11 protein-coding genes are annotated in these 20,254 nt (G+C 54.8%); all 11 read left to right on the forward strand.

Annotation, left to right across the window (positions count from 1 at the left end; genetic code table 11):
* The first annotated feature begins 39 nt into the window (after positions 1-39).
* The 11 genes from F384_RS11130 (at position 40) to F384_RS11180 (ending at position 19,572) form a co-directional block, all read left to right on the forward strand.
* On the forward strand, positions 40-1,287 hold the full coding sequence (locus tag F384_RS11130; RefSeq protein WP_046481523.1) for an MdtA/MuxA family multidrug efflux RND transporter periplasmic adaptor subunit: 1,248 nt from the start codon (positions 40-42) through the stop codon (positions 1,285-1,287).
* Entirely contained in the window at positions 1,287-4,409 is a 3,123-nt protein-coding gene (gene mdtB / locus F384_RS11135; protein ID WP_046481524.1) for a multidrug efflux RND transporter permease subunit MdtB, read from the forward strand. Before F384_RS11130 ends, mdtB begins: the two co-directional genes overlap by 1 nt.
* The gene (gene mdtC, locus F384_RS11140; RefSeq protein WP_046481525.1) at positions 4,410-7,490 is read left to right on the forward strand and encodes a multidrug efflux RND transporter permease subunit MdtC; all 3,081 of its coding nucleotides are present in this window, start codon (positions 4,410-4,412) and stop codon (positions 7,488-7,490) included. It abuts the gene before it with no gap.
* A complete protein-coding gene (locus tag F384_RS11145; protein ID WP_046481526.1) occupies positions 7,487-8,899 on the forward strand; it encodes an MFS transporter in 1,413 nt (470 codons plus the stop codon). The genes mdtC and F384_RS11145 overlap by 4 nt, the downstream gene beginning before the upstream one ends.
* Positions 8,899-10,302 (forward strand): two-component system sensor histidine kinase BaeS, encoded by a 1,404-nt coding sequence (gene baeS, locus F384_RS11150; protein WP_046481527.1) that lies wholly within the window; start codon positions 8,899-8,901, stop codon positions 10,300-10,302. Before F384_RS11145 ends, baeS begins: the two co-directional genes overlap by 1 nt.
* The gene (baeR, locus tag F384_RS11155) at positions 10,299-11,021 is read left to right on the forward strand and encodes a two-component system response regulator BaeR (protein ID WP_046481528.1); all 723 of its coding nucleotides are present in this window, start codon (positions 10,299-10,301) and stop codon (positions 11,019-11,021) included. Before baeS ends, baeR begins: the two co-directional genes overlap by 4 nt.
* Positions 11,022-11,188: 167 nt before the next feature.
* On the forward strand, positions 11,189-12,550 hold the full coding sequence (yegQ, locus tag F384_RS11160) for a tRNA 5-hydroxyuridine modification protein YegQ (protein ID WP_042318041.1): 1,362 nt from the start codon (positions 11,189-11,191) through the stop codon (positions 12,548-12,550).
* Positions 12,551-12,947: 397 nt separating this feature from the next.
* A complete protein-coding gene (gene yegS, locus F384_RS11165) occupies positions 12,948-13,847 on the forward strand; it encodes a lipid kinase YegS (protein ID WP_046481530.1) in 900 nt (299 codons plus the stop codon).
* A 448-nt stretch (positions 13,848-14,295) separates the two neighbouring features.
* Positions 14,296-16,500, forward strand: a complete 2,205-nt coding sequence (gene tssI, locus F384_RS11170) for a type VI secretion system tip protein VgrG (RefSeq protein ID WP_080949927.1) — start codon at positions 14,296-14,298, stop codon at positions 16,498-16,500.
* Between the two features lie 10 nt (positions 16,501-16,510).
* The gene (locus F384_RS11175) at positions 16,511-18,853 is read left to right on the forward strand and encodes a glycoside hydrolase family 19 protein (RefSeq protein WP_046481532.1); all 2,343 of its coding nucleotides are present in this window, start codon (positions 16,511-16,513) and stop codon (positions 18,851-18,853) included.
* Positions 18,853-19,572 (forward strand): hypothetical protein, encoded by a 720-nt coding sequence (locus F384_RS11180; RefSeq protein ID WP_046481533.1) that lies wholly within the window; start codon positions 18,853-18,855, stop codon positions 19,570-19,572. Before F384_RS11175 ends, F384_RS11180 begins: the two co-directional genes overlap by 1 nt.
* The last annotated feature ends 682 nt before the right edge of the window (positions 19,573-20,254 follow it).

Consider the following 20,254-nt stretch of genomic DNA (forward strand, 5'->3'; position numbering starts at 1 on the left):
TCATTCCGTGAAACGTTTCAGGATGAGAAACTCATAACGATGAAAGGCAGCAACAAATCCCGTTGGACGATCGCCATTGTGGTGGTGATCGCCGCCATCGCCGCATTCTGGTTCTGGCAGAGCCGTAATGAACCGCAGGGCACAGCGCCCGGCGCAACCGGGCAAGCAAAGCCAACGGCTGGCACAGGTCGTCGCGGTATGCGTTCAGGCCCACTCGCGCCGGTTCAGGCCGCGACCGCCACGGAGCAGGCTGTTCCACGCTATCTCACCGGACTGGGCACGATGACTGCCGCCAACACCGTTATCGTGCGTAGCCGCGTGGATGGACAACTGCTGGCGCTGCATTTTCAGGAAGGACAACAGGTTAAAGCCGGCGACCTGCTGGCGGAGATCGATCCCAGCCAGTTTAAAGTAGCGCTGGCACAGGCGCAGGGAGTCCTGGCGAAAGACAAAGCCACCCTCGCCAACGCGCGGCGCGATCTGGCCCGTTACCAGCAACTGGTCAAAAGCAATTTAGTCTCCCGCCAGGAGCTCGATGCCCAGCAGGCGCTGGTGAGCGAATCCGAAGGCACGATTAAGGCCGATGAGGCCAGTGTCGCCAGCGCGCAACTGCAACTCGACTGGAGCCGCATCACCGCGCCGGTCGACGGGCGCGTCGGTCTGAAACAGGTCGATGTCGGCAATCAGATTTCCAGTGGCGATACCACCGGCATTGTGGTGATTACTCAGACACATCCCATCGACCTGGTGTTCACCCTGCCGGAAAGCGATATCGCTACCGTGGTGCAGGCACAAAAAAGCGGACAGCCGCTGGTCGTTGAAGCCTGGGATCGGACCAATTCGAAAAAGCTCAGTTCAGGTGTGCTGCTGAGTCTGGACAACCAGATCGATGCCACCACCGGAACGATTAAAGTGAAGGCTCGCTTTGATAATCAGGATGACGCGCTGTTCCCGAACCAGTTTGTCAATGCCCGGATGCTGGTCGACACCGAACAAAACGCCGTGGTGATCCCAACTGCCGCCCTGCAAATGGGCAACGAAGGTCACTTCGTCTGGGTACTGAACGATGAAAACAAGGTCAGTAAGCATCTGGTTAAAACAGGCATTCAGGACAGCCAGAGAGTGGTGATCAGCGCCGGGATTTCGGCAGGTGACCGCGTCGTCACCGATGGGATTGACCGCCTGACGGAAGGGGCGAAAGTGGAAGTGGTGGAAGCGCAAGCCGCCACCACAACCGATACGAAAGCCACCAACCGCGAATACGGCACGAAAGGAGCGCGCTCCTGATGCAGGTGTTACCTCCGAGCAGCACAGGCGGCCCGTCGCGCCTGTTTATTATGCGTCCTGTCGCCACCACGCTGCTGATGGTGGCGATTCTTCTCGCCGGGATCATTGGCTATCGTTTCCTGCCCGTCTCTGCACTGCCAGAGGTGGACTATCCCACCATTCAGGTCGTCACCCTGTATCCTGGCGCCAGTCCGGATGTGATGACCTCTGCGGTCACCGCGCCGCTGGAGCGACAGTTTGGTCAGATGTCTGGTCTGAAACAGATGTCGTCACAAAGTTCCGGCGGCGCATCGGTAGTGACCCTCCAGTTCCAGTTGACTCTGCCGCTGGATGTGGCCGAACAGGAAGTTCAGGCGGCCATTAACGCCGCCACCAACCTGCTGCCGAGCGACCTGCCGAACCCACCGGTCTACAGTAAGGTCAACCCTGCCGATCCGCCGATCATGACGCTGGCGGTAACGTCCACCGCCATGCCAATGACGCAGGTGGAAGACATGGTAGAAACCCGTGTAGCGCAGAAGATCTCTCAGGTCTCCGGCGTCGGGTTAGTGACACTATCCGGCGGTCAACGCCCGGCGGTCCGCGTGAAGCTCAATGCGCAGGCCATTGCCGCGCTGGGCCTGACCAGTGAAACCGTCCGCACGGCGATTACCGGGGCGAACGTCAACTCCGCCAAAGGTAGCCTTGATGGTCCCACCCGTGCGGTGACGCTCTCGGCAAACGATCAGATGCAGTCTGCCGACGAATACCGCCAGCTTATTATTGCTTATCAGAACGGTGCGCCGGTTCGTCTGGGCGATGTCGCCACCGTTGAACAAGGGGCGGAAAACAGCTGGCTTGGCGCATGGGCAAATAAAGAACAGGCCATTGTGATGAACGTCCAGCGTCAGCCTGGCGCTAACATCATCTCAACGGCAGACAGCATTCATCAGATGCTGCCACAGCTCAAAGAGAGCCTGCCGAAGTCGGTGAACGTGACGGTATTGTCCGATCGCACCACCAATATCCGCGCCTCGGTGAGCGACACCCAGTTCGAGTTAATGCTGGCCATCGCGCTGGTCGTGATGATCATTTATCTGTTCCTGCGCAATATTCCCGCCACTATTATTCCTGGCGTCGCCGTCCCACTGTCGCTGATTGGGACCTTTGCGGTGATGGTGTTCCTCGATTTCTCCATCAACAATCTGACGCTAATGGCGCTGACCATTGCCACCGGCTTTGTGGTGGATGATGCGATCGTGGTTATCGAAAACATTTCGCGTTATATCGAAAAAGGGGAAAAACCGCTGACAGCCGCGCTGAAAGGCGCCGGAGAAATCGGTTTTACCATTATTTCGTTAACCTTCTCGCTGATTGCGGTCCTGATCCCGCTGCTGTTCATGGGCGATATCGTGGGACGCCTGTTCCGCGAATTTGCCGTGACGCTGGCGGTAGCGATTTTAATCTCCGCTGTGGTGTCGTTAACCCTGACGCCGATGATGTGCGCCAGAATGCTGAGTCAGGAGTCATTGCGTAAGCAAAACCGTTTCTCCCGCGCGTCGGAAAAAATGTTTGACCGCGTGATTGCGGGCTACGGACACTGGCTGGCGAAAGTGCTGAACCATCCGTGGCTGACGCTGAGCGTGGCGCTGGGCACCCTGCTGTTAAGCATCATGCTGTGGGTGTTTATTCCGAAAGGCTTCTTCCCTGTCCAGGATAACGGCATCATTCAGGGCACGCTACAGGCACCGCAGTCCAGTTCCTTTACCAGTATGGCCCAGCGCCAGCGGCAGGTGTCGGACGTAATTTTGAACGATCCGGCGGTTGAGAGCCTGACCTCTTTTGTCGGTGTCGATGGCACCAACCCGTCGCTGAACAGCGCGCGTCTGCAAATCAACCTGAAGCCACTCGACGAGCGTGACGACCGCGTTCAGAAAGTGATCGCCCGTTTGCAGGACGCCGTGGCGAGAGTGCCGGGCGTCGATTTGTATCTGCAACCAACGCAGGATCTGACGATTGATACCCAGGTGAGTCGCACGCAGTATCAGTTCACCCTCCAGGCCACCTCGCTGGATGCCCTCAGCACCTGGGTGCCAAAACTGATGGAAAAGCTGCAGGCGTTACCGCAGCTTTCTGACGTCAGCAGCGACTGGCAGGACCAGGGTCTGGTGGCGTATGTGAATGTCGATCGCGACAGCGCCAGTCGGCTGGGGATCAGCATGGCGGATGTCGATAATGCGCTGTATAACGCCTTCGGCCAGCGCCTGATTTCCACTATCTACACCCAGGCGAATCAGTATCGCGTGGTGCTGGAACACAATACCGAGAACACGCCAGGACTGGCGGCGCTGGATTCAGTCCGTCTGACCAGTAGCGATGGCGGCATGGTACCGCTCAGCGCCATCGCTAAAGTGGAGCAGCGCTTTGCGCCTCTTTCGATCAATCATCTGGATCAGTTCCCGGTCACCACCATCTCGTTTAACGTCCCGGACGGTTATTCGCTGGGTGATGCGGTCCAGTCGATTCTGGACGCCGAAAAAACGCTGAATCTGCCGGTGGATATCACCACTCAGTTCCAGGGCAGCACCCTCGCCTTCCAGGCGGCGCTAAGCAGCACTATCTGGCTGATTGTTGCGGCGGTGGTGGCGATGTATATCGTGCTCGGCGTGCTGTATGAAAGTTTTATTCATCCAATCACCATTCTCTCAACGCTGCCCACGGCGGGAGTCGGGGCGCTGCTGGCGTTGATGATTGCCGGTAGCGAACTGGGTGTGATCGCCATCATCGGCATTATTTTGCTGATCGGCATCGTGAAGAAGAACGCCATCATGATGATCGACTTTGCCCTTGCCGCTGAGCGCGAACAGGGGATGGCGCCGCGCGAGGCGATTTTCCAGGCCTGCCTGCTGCGTTTTCGTCCGATCCTGATGACAACACTGGCGGCGCTGCTGGGCGCGCTGCCGCTGATGCTGAGTACTGGCGTCGGGGCTGAACTGCGCCGTCCGCTGGGGATCGGCATGGTGGGCGGCTTACTGGTGAGCCAGGTTCTGACGCTGTTTACCACCCCGGTTATCTATCTGCTGTTTGACCGTCTGGCGCTGTATATGAAGAAACGCTTCTCTCACCGGGAAGAGGAGGCGTAAATGAAGTTTTTCGCCCTCTTCATTTACCGTCCGGTGGCGACGATTTTAATCTCTCTCGCCATCACCCTGTGCGGCGTACTGGGCTTTCGACTGCTGCCCGTCGCTCCGCTGCCGCAGGTCGATTTTCCGGTGATCATGGTCAGCGCATCACTGCCGGGCGCCTCGCCGGAGACGATGGCGTCATCCGTCGCGACGCCGCTGGAGCGCTCGCTGGGGCGCATTGCCGGGGTCAGTGAGATGACCTCAAGCAGTTCGCTGGGCAGCACGCGCATTATTTTGCAGTTTAACTTCGATCGCGATATCAACGGCGCGGCGCGGGATGTACAAGCGGCGATTAATGCGGCGCAAAGTCTGCTGCCGAGTGGTATGCCAAGCCGACCCACCTATCGCAAGGCGAACCCGTCCGACGCGCCGATTATGATTCTGACGCTGACATCAGAAACGTATTCGCAGGGTGAGCTGTACGACTTTGCCTCGACCCAACTGGCGCAGACCATCGCGCAAATCGACGGCGTCGGCGATGTCGATGTGGGGGGGAGTTCGCTGCCCGCCGTACGCGTCGGGTTAAATCCGCAGGCGCTGTTTAACCAGGGCGTCTCGCTGGATGATGTGCGCACCGCCATCAGCAACGCCAACGTGCGCAAACCACAGGGAGCGCTGGAAGATACCACCCATCGCTGGCAGATCCAGACTAACGACGAACTCAAAACGGCGGCGGAATATCAGCCTCTGATTATTCACTATAACAACGGCGGAGCCGTACGGTTGGGCGATGTCGCCACGGTGACGGATTCGGTGCAGGATGTGCGCAACGCCGGGATGACCAACGCCAAACCGGCGATTTTGCTGATGATCCGCAAGCTGCCGGAAGCCAATATTATCCAGACGGTCGACAGCATTCGGGCCAGACTCCCGGAATTGCAGTCCACCATCCCGGCCTCGATTGATATGCAAATCGCCCAGGATCGTTCACCAACCATCCGTGCCTCACTGGAAGAGGTCGAACAGACACTGATCATTTCTGTGGCGCTGGTCATTCTGGTGGTCTTTTTATTCCTGCGCTCCGGACGCGCCACGCTGATCCCCGCCGTGGCGGTTCCGGTTTCGTTGATTGGCACCTTTGCCGCGATGTACCTGTGTGGGTTCAGTCTCAATAACCTGTCACTGATGGCGCTGACCATCGCCACCGGATTTGTGGTCGATGACGCCATTGTGGTGCTGGAAAATATCTCGCGCCATCTGGAAGCCGGAATGAAACCCTTGCAGGCCGCGCTTCAGGGAACGCGCGAAGTCGGCTTTACCGTGCTGTCCATGAGCCTGTCGCTGGTTGCCGTGTTCCTGCCGCTGCTGCTGATGGGCGGACTGCCGGGGCGATTACTGCGTGAATTTGCCGTCACGCTGTCGGTGGCAATTGGTATTTCACTGCTGGTTTCGCTCACGCTCACCCCGATGATGTGCGGCTGGATGCTGAAATCCAGCCAGCCTCGTGAGCAGAAGCGGCTGCGCGGCTTTGGCCGCATGCTGGTTGCGCTGCAACAGGGTTACGGTAAGTCGCTGAAATGGGTACTCAACCATACGCGACTGGTCGGCGTGGTGCTGCTTGCCACCATTGCGCTGAATATCTGGCTCTACATTTCTATCCCGAAAACCTTCTTCCCGGAGCAGGACACTGGCGTACTGATGGGGGGTATTCAGGCCGATCAGAGCATCTCGTTCCAGGCGATGCGCGGTAAGCTTCAGGACTTTATGAAGATCATTCGCGACGACCCGGCAGTGGATAACGTCACCGGATTTACCGGCGGTTCACGGGTCAACAGCGGGATGATGTTCATCACCCTTAAGTCCCGCGACGAACGTCGGGAGACCGCGCAACAGGTGATCGACCGCCTGCGGGTGAAACTGGCAAAAGAGCCGGGTGCCAATCTGTTCCTGATGGCGGTACAGGATATTCGCGTCGGCGGGCGCCAGTCCAATGCCAGCTATCAGTACACGCTGCTGTCCGACGATCTGGCCGCGCTGCGCGAATGGGAACCGAAGATTCGTAAAGCCCTGGCCGCACTCCCCCAACTGGCGGATGTCAACTCCGATCAGCAGGACAACGGGGCGGAGATGAATCTCATCTACGATCGTGAAACCATGTCACGGCTGGGCATTGACGTGCAAGCAGCTAACAGCCTGTTGAACAACGCCTTTGGTCAGCGGCAGATCTCCACCATCTACCAGCCGATGAACCAGTATAAAGTAGTGATGGAAGTCGATCCGCGCTACACCCAGGACATCAGCGCGCTGGAAAAAATGTACGTTATTAACAGCGATGGCAAAGCGATTCCGCTCTCCTGGTTTGCCAAATGGCAACCGGCGAACGCGCCGCTGTCGGTGAATCATCAGGGCTTGTCGGCAGCGTCCACCGTCTCCTTCAACCTGCCAACGGGTTCCTCGTTGTCAGAAGCCAGTGACGCCATTCATCGGGCGATGACCCAGCTTGGCGTACCGTCCACCGTGCGCGGCAGTTTTGCCGGGACCGCACAGGTCTTCCAGGAAACGATGAATTCCCAGGTGATCCTGATTATTGCCGCGATCGCCACGGTCTATATTGTGCTCGGCATGCTGTACGAAAGTTACGTTCATCCGCTGACCATCCTCTCCACCCTTCCCTCGGCAGGAGTGGGCGCGCTGCTGGCGCTGGAGATTTTCGATGCCCCGTTCAGCCTAATCGCCCTGATAGGGATCATGCTATTAATTGGCATCGTGAAGAAAAACGCCATCATGATGGTCGACTTTGCGCTGGAAGCGCAGAGGCATGGCAACCTCACCCCGGAGCAGGCGATTTTCCAGGCCTGCCTGCTGCGTTTTCGTCCGATTATGATGACCACGCTGGCCGCGCTGTTTGGCGCGCTGCCGCTGGTGCTTTCCGGCGGCGACGGTTCTGAACTGCGCCAGCCGCTGGGGATTACCATCGTCGGCGGTCTGGTGATGAGCCAGTTGTTAACGCTCTACACCACCCCGGTGGTGTACCTCTTTTTCGACCGTCTGCGGCTGCGTTTTTCGCGTAAACACCGTAAACCGATAACAGAGACATGACAGAACTACCCAACAGCACCCGCTGGCAACTGTGGATTGTGGCATTCGGTTTCTTTATGCAGTCGCTGGATACCACCATCGTCAATACCGCGCTTCCCTCGATGGCGAAAAGCCTCGGGGAAAGCCCGTTGCATATGCACATGGTCGTGGTCTCGTATGTGCTGACCGTGGCGGTCATGCTGCCTGCCAGCGGTTGGCTGGCGGACAAAATCGGCGTGCGGAACATTTTCTTTACTGCCATTGTGCTGTTTACCCTGGGTTCGCTGTTTTGCGCTGGTTCCGGCACGCTGAATGAACTGGTCATGGCGCGGGTGTTGCAAGGCATCGGCGGAGCCATGATGGTGCCGGTCGGCAGGCTGACGGTGATGAAGATTGTCCCGCGCGAGCAGTACATGGCGGCGATGACGTTTGTCACGCTGCCTGGCCAGATTGGCCCGCTGCTCGGCCCGGCACTGGGCGGGATCCTCGTGGAATATGCCTCCTGGCACTGGATTTTCCTGATCAATCTCCCGGTCGGTATTATTGGTGCTATCGCCACGCTGATGCTGATGCCCAACTACACCATGCAAACCCGACGCTTTGATCTCTCGGGTTTTCTGCTGCTGGCAGCCGGGATGGCGGTTCTGACCCTCGCGCTGGACGGCAGCAAAGGGATGGGAATTTCACCACTCGCCCTCGGCGCGCTGGTGGTGTGTGGCGTGGCGGCCATTTTACTCTACCTGAAACACGCCAAAGGTAACCCGCGGGCGCTGTTCAGCCTCCACCTGTTTCGCACGCCGACTTTCTCGCTGGGGCTGTTCGGCAGCTTCGCCGGACGCATCGGAAGCGGCATGTTGCCCTTTATGACGCCGGTCTTTTTGCAGATTGGTCTCGGCTTTTCCCCGTTTCACGCCGGTCTGATGATGATCCCCATGGTGCTCGGCAGTATGGGCATGAAACGCATCGTCGTGCAGGTAGTTAATCGCTTTGGCTATCGGCGGGTGCTGGTCACCACCACGCTCGGACTGTCGGTGGTGACCCTGCTGTTTATGTCCACCGCCCTGCTTGGCTGGTATTACGTGCTGCCGCTGGTGCTGTTTATTCAGGGCATGGTCAACTCGACGCGTTTCTCCTCCATGAACACCCTGACCCTGAAAGATCTGCCGGATGAGTTGGCCAGCAGCGGGAACAGCCTGTTGTCGATGATTATGCAGCTCTCGATGAGTATCGGCGTCACCGTCGCCGGGTTGCTGCTGGGGATGTTCGGACAGCAGCACATGACTGTCGATAGTGGAACATCACATAGCGTCTTTATGTACACCTGGCTGTGTATGGCTTTTATCATCGCCTTACCTGCCGTGATCTTTGCCCGCGTCCCGAATGATACCCACAAAAATGTCGTCATTGCGCGACGCAAAAGGAGAACCTGATGAAGCTCTGGCGACCCGGTATTACCGGCAAACTGTTTCTGGCGATTTTCGCCACCTGCATCGTGCTGTTGATCAGTATGCATTGGGCGGTGCGCGTCAGCTTCGAGCGAGGGTTCATTGATTACATTAAGAACGGCAACGAACAGCGCCTGACCATGCTCAGCGATGCGTTAGGCGAGCAGTACCAGTTGCACGGCAACTGGCGTTTTCTGCGCAATAACGATCGCTTTGTGTTCCAGATACTCCGTTCATTTGAGCATGATAAAGACGATGACAGATCAGGTCCCGGCATGCCGCCGCACGGCTGGCGCACCCAGTTCTGGGTGGTGGACCAGGATGCCCATGTGATGGTCGGCCCGCGCGGCCCGGTTCCCGCAGACGGCACGCGGCGGCCCATTCTGGTGAACGGCCTTGAGGTCGGTGCGGTGATCGCCTCGCCTGTCGAACGCCTGACGCGTAATACGGACATCAATTTTGATAAGCAGCAGCGGCGCACCAGTTGGCTTATCGTCGCGCTGTCGACCCTGTTGGCGGCGCTGGCGACCTTCCCACTCGCGCGCGGACTGCTGGCCCCGGTCAAACGTCTGGTCGAAGGTACGCACAAACTGGCTGCGGGAGATTTCACTACCCGCGTCACCGCCACCAGCGCCGATGAACTGGGCAAACTGGCACAGGACTTCAACCAGCTCGCCAGTACGCTGGAAAAGAATCAGCAGATGCGCCGGGACTTTATGGCCGATATCTCGCATGAGCTGCGCACGCCGCTGGCAGTGCTGCGCGGTGAACTGGAAGCGATTCAGGATGGGGTGCGAAAATTCACGCCGGAGTCGGTGGCCTCGTTACAGGCGGAAGTCGGTACGCTGACCAAACTGGTCGACGATCTGCACCAGCTTTCGATGTCTGACGAAGGCGCGCTGGCCTATCAAAAAACCGCGGTTGATTTGATCCCGCTACTGGAAGTGGCGGGCGGCGCATTCCGTGAACGTTTCGCCAGTCGCGGCCTGACGTTACAGTTTTCCCTGCCCGATAGCGTGACCGTGTTCGGCGATCGCGATCGCCTGATGCAGTTGTTCAACAACCTGCTGGAAAACAGCCTTCGTTACACTGACAGCGGCGGCGGATTGCGTATCAGCGCAGCGCTGCGCGACAAACGCGTGCTGATCACCTTTGCCGACTCCGCGCCGGGGGTCAGTGACGATCAGCTTCAGAGACTGTTCGAGCGATTCTACCGCACCGAAGGTTCACGCAACCGCGCCAGCGGAGGTTCCGGTCTGGGGCTGGCGATTTGTGTCAACATCGTCGACGCACATAATGGTCACATCCACGCTGCCCATTCGCCTTTTGGTGGGGTTAGCATTACAGTAGAGTTACCGCTGGAACGCGATTTACAGAGAGACGTATGACTGAGTTACCCATTGATGAAAACACACCACGCATCCTGATTGTGGAAGATGAACCCAAGCTGGGACAGTTACTTATCGATTATCTGCGCGCCGCAAGCTATGCCCCGACGCTGATTAGCCATGGTGACCAGGTGCTGCCCTATGTGCGCCAGACGCCGCCGGATCTGATCCTGCTGGATTTGATGCTGCCGGGTACCGACGGTCTGACCCTGTGTCGGGAAATCCGCCGCTTCTCCGAGGTGCCCATTGTGATGGTCACCGCCAAAATTGAGGAGATCGACCGCCTGCTGGGTCTGGAAATTGGCGCGGATGATTACATCTGCAAGCCTTACAGTCCGCGTGAAGTGGTCGCTCGCGTGAAGACCATTCTGCGCCGCTGCAAGCCGCAGCGTGAACTGCAGCAACTGGACGCCGAAAGCCCGCTTGTCGTCGATGAAAGCCGTTTTCAGGCCTCCTGGCGCGGTAAAATGCTTGACCTGACGCCTGCGGAATTCCGCTTGCTCAAAACCCTGTCTCACGAGCCGGGAAAAGTGTTTTCCCGCGAACAGTTGCTGAACCATCTCTACGATGACTACCGCGTGGTGACCGATCGCACCATCGACAGCCACATCAAAAACCTGCGTCGCAAGCTGGAAGCGCTCGACGAAGAGCCGTCATTTATCCGCGCGGTGTATGGCGTCGGGTATCGCTGGGAAGCAGATGCATGCCGGATTGCCTGACGCGCTAACACAAATTACGGCCCGATAACGCGACACGTATCGGGCCTGGCGTTTTCCTTTACCTCCCTGCCCCGCAGCGCTACAATGCCCGCCCTTAAAGTGAGGACTCTCCTCTAGCCGCTTCATCAGGTGAAGCGGATCTGACCTGTCATCAGAACGAGAAAATTATGTTTAAACCGGAACTCCTTTCCCCGGCGGGAACGCTGAAAAACATGCGTTACGCTTTCGCCTATGGCGCAGATGCCGTCTATGCGGGCCAGCCGCGTTACTCTCTGCGCGTGCGCAATAACGAATTCAATCACGAGAATCTACAGCTCGGCATTAATGAAGCCCATGAGCTGGGTAAAAAATTCTACGTGGTAGTGAACATCGCGCCGCATAACGCGAAGCTGAAAACCTTTATCCGCGATTTGAAGCCAGTGGTGGAAATGGGTCCGGATGCCCTGATCATGTCCGATCCGGGGCTTATCATGCTGGTGCGTGAAAACTTCCCGGAGATGCCGATTCACCTCTCCGTCCAGGCCAACGCCGTAAACTGGGCCACGGTAAAATTCTGGCACTCGATGGGGCTGACCCGCGTGATTCTGTCTCGCGAGCTGTCGCTGGAAGAGATTGAAGAGATTCGCAATCAGGTGCCGGAGATGGAGATTGAGATCTTCGTTCACGGCGCGCTGTGCATGGCCTACTCTGGCCGCTGCCTGCTCTCTGGCTACATCAATAAGCGCGACCCGAATCAGGGCACCTGCACCAATGCCTGCCGTTGGGAATACAACGTACAGGAAGGCAAAGAAGATGTGGTCGGCAATATCGTTCACAAATACGAGCCGATCCCGGTACAAAATGTGGAGCCAACGCTGGGTATCGGTGCGCCAACCGATAAAGTGTTTATGATTGAAGAGGCTCAGCGTCCGGGCGAATACATGACCGCGTTCGAAGACGAACACGGCACCTACATCATGAACTCGAAAGATCTGCGCGCCATCGCCCACGTTGAACGTCTGACGCAGATGGGCGTGCACTCGCTGAAAATCGAAGGCCGCACCAAATCCTTCTACTACTGCGCGCGTACCGCACAGGTTTATCGTAAAGCGATTGACGACGCCGCTGCAGGCAAGCCGTTTGACCCACAACTGCTGGAAACGCTGGAAGGCCTGGCACACCGTGGCTACACCGAAGGTTTCCTGCGTCGCCACACCCATGACGATTATCAAAACTACGAATACGGATACTCGGTTTCCGAGCGTCAACAGTTCGTGGGCGAGTTCACCGGTGAACGCAAAGGCGACCTTGCAGCCGTGGCGGTGAAAAATAAATTCTCCGTCGGCGACAGCCTGGAACTGATGACCCCGCAGGGCAACGTCAACTTCACGTTAGCGCAGATGGAAAACGCCAAAGGCGAGCCGATGCCGGTGGCGCCAGGAGACGGTTATACCGTATGGATCCCTGTTCCGCAGGATCTGACGCTGGATTATGCGCTGTTAATGCGCAATTTTTCCGGCGAATCGACGCGTAATCCGCATGCTAAATAGTTAATCAGGGTTATTTTTTCACGCCAGGAGGAATCTTAGAAACCGATCACATACCGCTTCGATCTTTAAGGGTATTATCCATCTCGCTGAAAAACATAACCCATAAATGCTAGCTGTACCAGGAACCACCTCCTTAGCCTGCGTAATCTCCCTTACGCAGGCTTATTTTTTTTGCGGCCTAAATCGCGGTACTGATGCGTTGGCTGCACTCACTCACCCTGGCCACATAGTAATTCTATACTCCCAGGGATTCGTTCATTTGCCGCCTTTCTGTACCGCGATTTAGTTTGCAAAAATAGTATATTGTGTGCGTATTTTAGTCCTGTTCTGACCTCCCTTTTTCGTTTCTGCTATACACTTTCTTCAGGTCTTTCAAAAACAAACGGGCAAAGAAGGAATGGATCATTTCCCCTCCAGCGTATTGATTCTGAATGGTAAAAGTGCAGATAACCCCGTACTGCGGGAAGCCATTGGGCTGCTCCGCGACGAAGGCGTTGAAATTCACGTTCGCGTCACCTGGGAAAAAGGCGATGCAGAACGTTATGTCGAAGAGGCCCGCCGTCTGGGCGTTGAAACGGTGATCGCAGGCGGCGGTGACGGCACGATTAACGAAGTGTCGACGGCCCTGATTCACTGTGAGGGTCCTGATATTCCGGCGCTCGGCATCCTGCCGCTGGGCACCGCCAATGATTTTGCCACCAGCGTCGGGATCCCTGTTGAGCTGGATAAGGCGCTGAAGCTGGCGATTGTCGGCAACGCCATTGAGATTGATATGGCGCAGGTCAACGATAAGACCTGTTTTATCAATATGGCGACCGGCGGCTTTGGCACACGCATCACCACTGAAACACCGGAAAAACTGAAAGCCGCGCTGGGCGGCGTGTCATACATCATTCACGGCCTGATGCGCATGGATACGCTAAAGCCGGACCGCTGCGAAATCCGTGGCGAAAACTTCCACTGGCAGGGTGATGCGCTGGTGATTGGAATTGGTAATGGACGTCAGGCCGGCGGTGGACAGCAGTTGTGCCCGAATGCGTTGATCAACGACGGTCTACTGCAACTACGGATTTTCACCGGGGAAGAGATCCTGCCCGCGCTGTTTTCCACCCTGAAGCCGCAGGAGGAAAACCCCAACATCATCGACGGTGCCTCCGCCTGGTTTACTATCCAGGCACCGCATGACATTACCTTTAATCTGGACGGTGAACCGTTGAGCGGACAGGAGTTTCATATCGAAATCCTGCCCGCCGCCTTGCGGTGTCGGTTGCCGCCGGATTGTCCGCTATTGCGTTAGGCAATCGTCACTTTGCTATTGAGATAGACATCCTGCACGACGTTGATCAGCTTCACGCCGCCCAGCGCAACAGCGTATGGCAGAGAAAGCAACCCTGCCCCTACCTGAAATAGATTTTAAAGTGATGGTGGCGTGGTAAAAAATAACATAACAAGAGATTTTAAAAATGCAGGATGTCGTTAAATACAATCGCAAAGTGAATATCAAAAACAAAAGTATCCAGACAAAAAATATATTGAACAATATGCAACCAGTGCTTAGTAAATATTCTGCCTGTTGACTCGCCCCATTGATATCAGTCAAAAAAAATAATGCAAAAAGGGAGTATTTCGTTTCATGCAGTAATCATGCTTATCATTTTTCCGGAATTACGCGATCGGCCTGCTTTCTCCTCCGTCACATTACCGGTTCCCATAAGATAAGTTTTATCTGTACCAGGGAGGTACCCGTGTCTTTAAAAGGACTGCGTTTTACACTGGAAGTTGACGGACTGATGGAAATGGCCACCGCGGTGGTGAGCTTCCGTCTGGCTCAGCATTACTCAGCCCCCTTTCTGCTTAAGGTGGATATCGCCAGCGGCCTTCCTGACCTGGTGGCGACCGATTTTCTCGAAAAAAATGCCGTACTGACTGTCTGGCAGGGCTCCGTGGCACAGCGTTATGTCAGTGGCATCGTCAGTGAAGTCATCCTCGGTGAAAATAACCACTGGCAGATGCGCTACCATCTCACCATCGTCCCTCCACTCTGGCGCGGTGGCCTGCGCCAGAACTTCCGCATCTTCCAGCAGCAGGATATCCGGACTATCTCCTCCACCCTGCTCACTGAAAACGGCATCACTGAATGGACCCCGGTGTTTTATGAGCCCCATCCGGCGCGTGAGTTCTGCGTCCAGTACGGTGAAACCGACCTCGCATTTCTGACCCGCCTGTGGTCAGAGGAAGGTATCTTCTTTTTTGACTGGCACGCGCCGGAAGGGCCGGAGCAAAAACTCGTGCTGTGCGACGATGTCGCCGGAGTGTCTCCGGCAGGAGAGATGCCGTTCAACCCGAACACCACAACAGAGGTCTCCACAGAATGCATCAGCCAGTTCCGCTATCAGGCGCAGATACGACCGTCTTCCGTCGAGACTCAGGACTACACCTTCAAAACACCGGGCTGGCCCGGCTATTACAACCGCGACGGCGAAAACCTGAACGGCCAGCTCACGCAGTATGAAATCTTCGATTATCCGGGACGCTTCAAGGACGAGCAGCACGGGCAGGCTTTTGCCCGCTATCAGATGGATGGATGGCGGAATAATGCAGAGACCGCGACCGGTTGCAGCAACTCACCGAAGCTGTGGCCGGGAAAACGTTTCACCCTGACCACACATCCTTCTGACACGCTGAACCGGGAATGGCAGGTGGTGAACAGCGTCCTGACGGGTGAGCAACCGCAGGCACTGCACGGCAGTCAGGGCAAAGGCACCACGCTGTCTAACCACTTTAGCGTCATTCCGGCAGACAGAACCTGGCGCGTCCCTCCCCTGCCCAAACCCTGCGTGGACGGCCCGCAGAGCGCCATTGTCACCGGCCCGGCGGGCGAGGAAATCTTCTGCGACGAGCATGGCCGGGTGCGGGTACGCTTTCACTGGGACCGTTACTGTCCGGGCAACGAGGACAGCTCCTGCTGGGTGCGGGTGTCGCAGGCGTGGGCGGGAACCGGCTTCGGCAATCTCGCCATTCCGCGCGTCGGCCAGGAGGTGATAGTCGACTTCCTCAACGGCGACCCGGACCAGCCGATAGTCATGGGCCGCACCTACCACCAGGATAACCGCTCACCGGGAAGTCTGCCGGGCACGAAGACGCAGATGACCATCCGGTCGAAGACCTACAAGGGTAGCGGGTTTAATGAACTGCGTTTTGACGATGCGACCGGGAAAGAGCAGGTCTATATCCATGCGCAGAAGAACATGGATACGGAGGTACTGAACAACCGCACCACCGATGTGAAAGTGGACCATACCGAAACCATCGGCAACAACCAGACGATAACGGTGGGGCTGGGCCAGACGGTGACGGTGGGTAAGAAGAATGCCGGCGGGCATGACCAGACCATTACGGTGGCCCATGACCGGAGCATCACGGTGCGTAACGACCAGACGCTGAAGGTGACGAATGACCGGCGGGTGGACGTCAGCCACGATGACGGTCTGTACGTGGCGAATGACCGTAAGGTGACGGTGGACGGCAGGCAGGAGCACAAAACCACCGGCGACCATATCAGCCTGGTGGCGGGTAAACACAGCCTTGAGGTGAAGGGCGACCTGGCGAGGAAAATTACGGGGGAGCTGGGGATAAAAGCACGGGATACCGTCGTACTGGAGGGCGGCGGTAAAATCACCCTGAAAGTGGGCGCTTCATTTGTAGTGATACACGCGGGAGGCGTGGATATCACCGGCCCCAGAATCAACCTTAACGGCGGGGGAAGTCCGGGGACGCCGGTAGGGACGCTGCAACCGGCGGTGCTGAAAGCGCTGATGGATGAGGATAATGGTAGTTCTGGAACCGAAAGTACGGAGCCACCACGGAAAAACGTCCAGGACACCTTTAGTTCTCCTCCCCCCCGTAAAGACATGGTACCGCCACAACGGCGCGGAAGATTTTCACGATAAAGGACTGAACATGAAAATAAGTTACCCCATCAGGGATACAGACGGAAAAGACTTCGCCACACTGGATGAGCTAATGCGTCTGGTTGACGGAGAAGCACACGGAACCTGGCTGCTGGGCGTTAACGGACTGTGGCACGGTGCTATACATATCAGTGACGTCTCTAATCCTTTCTCCGCCCTGAACCCGGATGCTTCCAGTACCGGAGACCCGGTTCCCCTTCAGTTTATGGCCGACGGCACCATTGCCGCGTACCGGATAAACAATGATTACCTGGCAGCACCTTACAACGGGCAGTCGCTCCGCTACAGCAGCACGTTTATCCTGGTGAAATCGCAGTGTCAGCCTGACCCGCAAAAAGAAGAAAGCTGGCTGACATTTTACAACCTGTATATGCATCTCGCTCCGGTAAAAGATTACCCACTTTCCCCCTGTTATAAAATCAAAGCCGGACACAGCGGCATCGGGCTGCGCAAATACGTCAACGGGCAAAATGGTCTTCCCGACGGTCAGGAAAGCGGGGATCCTGTCACGTATCAGGCACCACCGAAAACCAGCAAAAGCCTTAACGCGGGAGATCGTTTTGTCTCATCACGCACCGGACGTTTTTATGTGACGAAAAACCATCAGACGACTCTGATGACGTTCGGGCTGGTTCATCTGCTTAAAGAGGACTCAGTGGAAAATGACCCATACTGGGTCACGCTGGACCTGGCACTGGTGGAGCAGGATGGCGATATACAGGCTCTGATGCCCGCGTGGATGCAGAAGGCGAAAGCAAAAGGCGTTTTTGACACGGTGGTGCCGGGTGGCGACACGGAAGAATGGAAGGTCAGCGCCGGAACGCCGGTCGGATTTATGGGATGTATGGAATCTCCCGGCGAGGGAAGCGGTCAGGTGGACCGTGAATGGTTTGTCCATCTTGAGGTACTGAGTGCCGACCCGAATATGCCGGTGTTTTTATCCAACCCGGGAGGGGTAAAGGGAGAAAAACGGACGGTTCTGGCATCCAAAGGCACAGCGCTGTACACCCGTCAGGCGTCACCGGAACATCCGACATTCACCGCCACGTCGGCCACGCTGAACGCCCGCTGTGCGCTTGCGCGGGAAACCACAACGCCGGTCGCGGATGAATCAGAACAGTGGTGGTATAACATCACTGCGGGCGGCTGGCTGCCACAACGTGACGTTGAAGAGGTGAACCAGTACGATTTACTGAAACTGGGATTTCAGCCGCTGGAGGAGAACAGCAGCGGCGATATGGTCTACAGCCCGTATGAGGGCTGGGTGCCGGAAGCCTTTGGTTCGATAAGCCGTTCTGCGGAGCAGGGAGATGACTGGCTGTATGAACAGGTTCCCCCCTTTTACCATGAGCTGATGGCCGCGATGGACAGCAACAATGACGGAAACGTGACAGAAGAAGAAATCCGGCAGGCACTGGTGGTGCGCGACCCGCTGGTAAGGGATGTGGTGAACCGGCTGACAGTGAAACATCACAGCGAGTGGTTCGGCGGTCGTTCTACAGGACGGTGGGAAGGATTTTACAAAGATATGGACCCGGAAGAAGTGAAATACTGCGAGAAATGGCAGGCAGATCTGGAGTGGATGAGTCAGGTGCCGCCGTTTGATAAGGATGAGGCCGTATGGCATTTTCATCCGGTGGTATTTTTGGATGCAATCAAAGAGGGTGGAGAGTATGAAATCACCGTTGAATTGATTGAAAAATTATTAGGGCATACCAATCCTTGGTTTACCGGAAAAAGAGGTGGGAGAGAATTTTCCGAACACTTTAAAAATAATTATCCAGACGTTTATGAGTTTGATAAAAATAATTTCGTGAGCCAGTTCAATGAGCAATTAATAGAATATGGCATTACTGGCGCCTACCACAAGGCTCATTTTCTTTCTCAATGTTTACATGAATCCGCTCATTTCGATACAACCTTAGAGTTTGGATCAGGCCATAACTATGATCCGGGACAGCATCCGGATGCAATTAAAAATGGAAACACGGTTATAGGCGATGGGCCTCGTTATAAAGGTCGAGGGTTAATTCAGTTGACATGGAAAAAGAATTATCAGCGTTTCTCTAACCATTCAGGCGTTGATTGTGTTAATAACTCTGACTTGGTGGCAACCATAATGAATAACGCAATTAAAGCATCTTGCTGGTTTTGGCGAAATAATGGTGGTATCCATAAGAAGTATGATGCCAAAGGAGATATCAATATTTTAATTGACAATGAAAATAATAATGTTGAATTGGTTACGCTAGCAGTCAATGGTGGGCAAAGAGGTTTGTCTGAAAGAAAAGTTTATTTTAATGCAATTAAAAAAGAATGGGGATTAGATTGATGGCACTTACAAAAGTCATGATACTAATCACACTTAGTGTGATTAGTATCAGTGTAAATAGCTATGCAGGTGAATGCACTATAAAGTCATGCAATGGTCTAATGTTGCCAGCATCCACTCAAAAATTTATATCGAAAGGTTATGAAGATATTGAAATTAAAGAAATCAACAATAATAGATATCTTTTTCTTAGCAGCAGAAATGATGTGAATAAATGTTCTGTAGTTTTTAAGATCGATGATAATAAAATAGAAAGCGCCCCCTCTGCTGGCGAGTCTGGGAGCGTATGCAATGTGTCTGAAATCAATGGTAATGTTGTAAGTTCCTATAGAGATCAAGGAATGTGGTTTGATGATGTTTACCTGGTTTCGTCAGGTAAACACTGGACATTACTGTTTTCTGATTCTTGTACGGATTGTCAGCAAATAAAAAGAAAATATTATAAAAATGGCATTGAAAATCACACAGAATTATTGTCAGGAGGTGATAACTACTCCTCAAGAAAACCTTTGAAAGGCGTGATTACAGTTCAAAAATCCTCTTTATATTCTCAATCAGATGAGCATAAAAAAATCAAGTCATATTTAATTAAAGGTGATACCTTTATACTTACAGATATGTCAGAAGATGGAGATTTTTATCAAATAAATTATACATCACAATCTGGCAAAAGTTCTTTATATTGGATTAAGCCTGATAGCTTTGACCTTAAAAAATAGACATAAGTATCTAATCTGTAGAATCTCCCGACGAGGGAAACGGTCAGATCGACCATGAATGGTTTGTCCATCTTGAGGTATTGAGTGCCGACTCGAATATGCCGGTGTTTTTATTCAACCCGGAAGGAGTGAAAGGTGAAAAACGGACCGTTCTGGTGCCAAAAAGGAAAACGAATGAGACGGTGAACCGCTCAGCGGTCAACAATGTCACATTAAGCTCCTGTCCAACGCGTTACGCTGCCGCCAAACTGCCCTTTATTTCGTTGAAGTCGTAATAGTCATTCCTCTTCCGCAGCGAGAGAGGAATGAATGACATCAGGCAATCGTCACTTTGCTATTGAGATAGACATCCTGCACGGCGTTGATCAGTTTCACGCCGCCCAGCGCAACAGCGTATGGCAGAGAAAGCAACCCTGCCCCTACCTGAAATAGATTTTAAAGTGATGGTGACGTGGTAAAAAAATAACAGAACATGAGATTTTAAAAATGCGGGATGTCGTTAAACTCAATCGCAAAGTGAATATCAAAAGCAAAAGCATCCAGACAGAAAATATATTGAACAATATGCAATCAGTGCTTAATAAATATTCTGCCTGTTGACTCGCCCCATTGATATCAGTCAAAAAAAATAATGCAAAAAGGGAGTATTTCGTTTCATGCAGTAATCATGCTTATCATTTTT

Origin of the sequence: Citrobacter amalonaticus Y19 (assembly GCF_000981805.1) — a bacterium.
Lineage (GTDB): Bacteria > Pseudomonadota > Gammaproteobacteria > Enterobacterales > Enterobacteriaceae > Citrobacter_A > Citrobacter_A amalonaticus_C.